Below are 2,788 nucleotides of genomic sequence, written 5' to 3' on the forward strand. Positions count from 1 at the left end.
ATCTGCGGATGCGGGTGCGGCGAAGCCTCCCACCAGCCACCCGGCGGTCGCGATCGCCGCGGCCGAGGCGAGCAGCGCCCGATGCGGTCTTCTGCGTGCCGTCAATCGTCTGTGTGCCGTCATGCTGTCCCCCATGTGGGATGGGTCGCACCCGGGAGTCCATGCGGGGTCAGCAGGAGGCCGGGACCCGCGCACCCGGCACACCTGTCAGCCTCGCCCTTCGGGGCGCGGCCACTCTTGTTGGCGCCCGATCGGGCGCCGTGCCGCGAAGTTAGTCCTACCTTAGTTGCTGGTCAAGAAGAAAGAGTGAACGGCTTGAGGCGCTCGGACGCCGGCAGCGGGAATGCCGGCCGGGCCGGGTGTACGGGTGGGTCAGCTGTGGCTGGTGGGGTACGGCCGGGTCAGGTCGACGGTGCCGTGGCCGTTGCCGTTCGCCGCGGGGCTGGCATGACCGTTCGCCGTGCCGTTGCCGTTGGCCTGGCCGTTGGCTGTGGTGTCGGAGGCCGGGAAGTAGGGCTCCACGACCGGGGTCGGCGGGGCGGGGAACCATGCCATCGCGCGCGGCCCTGGTGCGCCGGTTCGGGTCCTGGGCTAAGGCCGTGGAGGTCGCCGGGTACCAGCCCAACGTGGCACCCCGCCGCTCCTACCGGCGGCTGGCTCACGAGGAGGCGGTGGCCATCGTGACCGCCTTCATCGAAGACGAGCGGGATCAGTGCCGCCCGCCCAGTAGCCAGTACTACCCAGCATGGGCACCGGGAGCACGGTGCAACCAGGCTGGCGGGTGCCAGACCAGGTCGCGGAACGTTCTTCACTGTGTTTCGTCCGGACAACGGCTCCGGCTCGACTGACGGATGCAACGGTGCTGGTATTCGCGGTCTTCATCAGTCTTCTGGACCTGGTCATCGCCTACTACCTGCCGTCAGAAACGCCATCAACGAGCCTCGGGCTGTTGATCTGCTCGACATCCTGGCTCAGATTGCCGTCATGGAACCGGAGGGCACCGCTCCCGTCTCCTCCAGCCGGTAGGACCTGATGCGCGGAGAGCCATCGAAGCATGCATGATCCGCAGACTCCGCTCTGCAGGATAGGCATCGACCAGGGTTCTGCCGGAACCTGGGCCTGGGCACAGTTGGCATGCTCTTCGCGATGGCATCCCAGCAGCAGGAATCCGGTCGAGGGCTTGTCCTTGGGATCGAGGTCGAGAACCGTTTGGCCGGTGGGATCGACCTCAAGCACACCGATTGGGCCAGTCGCACCACCGAGATCGGTTACTGGCTCGGGCCTTGGGCTCGTGTCCTGCGCCGTTAATTCGTTTTTGAAGTCGTCCGAGGGAGGTGAGGATCTCCTCGGCGCTCTTGGTCCAGATGAATGGCCTGGGGTTGTCGTTCCATGCCTTGACCCAGGCCCGGATGTCGCGCTCGAGGGCCTGCACGCTGCGGTGGTCCCTGCGCTGCAGGAGCTGTTCGGTGAGCAGACCGAACCAGCGCTCGACCTGGTTGATCCAGCTGGAGTAGGTCGGGGTGTAGTGGATGTGGAAACGGGGGTGTGCGTCGAGCCAGGTGCGGATCGCGGGGCTCTTGTGGGTGCCGTAGTTGTCGCAGACCAGGTGCACGTCCAGGTCGTCGGGGACCTGGTTGTCGATCGTGGCCAGGAACTTCTTGAACTCGCTGGTGCGGTGCCGGCGGTGCAGGGAGGAGATGACGGTGCCGTCGGCGGTGTTGAACTCCGCGAACAGGCTGGTCGTGCCGTGCCGGACGTCGTCGTGGGTGCGTTTGTTCGGCATGCCGGGCATCATCGGGAACGCCGGCTGGGAGCGGGCCAGCGCCTGGACCTGGCTGTTGTCGTCCACGCACAGCACCACCGCGGCCTCCGGCGGGTTCAGGTACAGCCCGACCACGTCGAAGACCTTGTCCACGAACAGCGGGTCGGTGGACAGCTTGAACCCGTCCGTGCGGTGCGGCTTGAGCTCGAAGGCCCGCCAGATCCGCCCGACACTGGACTTCGACAGCCCGCTGCGCTCGGCCATCGACGCCCGCGACCAGTGCGTGGCGTTCCTCGGGGTCGACTCCAACGTGGCCACCACCACGTCCTCCACCTGCTCGGCGGTGATCGACGCCGGACGCCCCGGACGCGGGTCGTCGTCCAGCCCGTCCAGCCGCAGCTCGACAAACCGCGAGCGCCATTTGCCCACCGTCGGCTCCGACACCTTCTCCCGGGCCGCGACCTCCTTGTTGGACAGCCCGCTCGCACACCCCAGCACGATGCGTGAGCGCAGCGCCAGAGCCTGCGCAGACGTACGCCGACGCGCCCACCCAGACAGCTGCTCGCGTTCCGCGTCGGTCAACTCCAGCACGGCCTTCGGGCGCCCGGTACGTGGCATACCTCAGTCTACAACATATTGAACGAATTAACGGCGCATGACGCTAGGCGGCCGTCTCGTGGGCGGCAACGGGTTCATGTCCAGCGTCCGCCACCGGTGTCGCAGGTGACCGCGATCCGCCGTTGCAGGATCGGATCATCCCTGCACGTCCCAGGGGCGCGCCGAGCCTCACCCCAGAGCGGGCGACGGCCGGGGTCGCCGCCTGGCTCTGTGGGAAGGCCCTAGGCTGCGTGACCATGACCTTCGCCGAGACCATGGACCACGTGGCCCAGGTTTTCGAGGCCATCGGGGCGGCAGTTCTGCTGGTGGGGTTCTTCGTGTCTGTTGGCATCGCCGCGCGGTCGCTGAGGCGGTCGGGGGAGGGACGCTTGGCCTACCGGGTGCTGCGGGAATCCTTCGGAGGAGTGA

Annotated in this window: 2 protein-coding genes; both read right to left on the reverse strand. The window is 67.4% G+C overall.

The features are described 5' to 3' along the window. Positions 1 to 372: 372 nt before the first annotated feature. A complete protein-coding gene (locus VIM19_15425) occupies positions 373 to 555 on the reverse strand; it encodes a hypothetical protein (protein HEY5186250.1) in 183 nt (60 codons plus the stop codon). Positions 556 to 1,228: 673 nt separating this feature from the next. Continuing rightward, positions 1,229 to 2,380, reverse strand: coding sequence for an IS630 family transposase (locus VIM19_15430; GenBank protein ID HEY5186251.1), 1,152 nt, complete (start codon positions 2,378 to 2,380; stop codon positions 1,229 to 1,231). Positions 2,381 to 2,788 lie beyond the last annotated feature (408 nt).

It is taken from the genome of Actinomycetes bacterium (assembly GCA_036510875.1).
Taxonomy (GTDB): Bacteria; Actinomycetota; Actinomycetes; order Prado026; family Prado026; genus DATCDE01.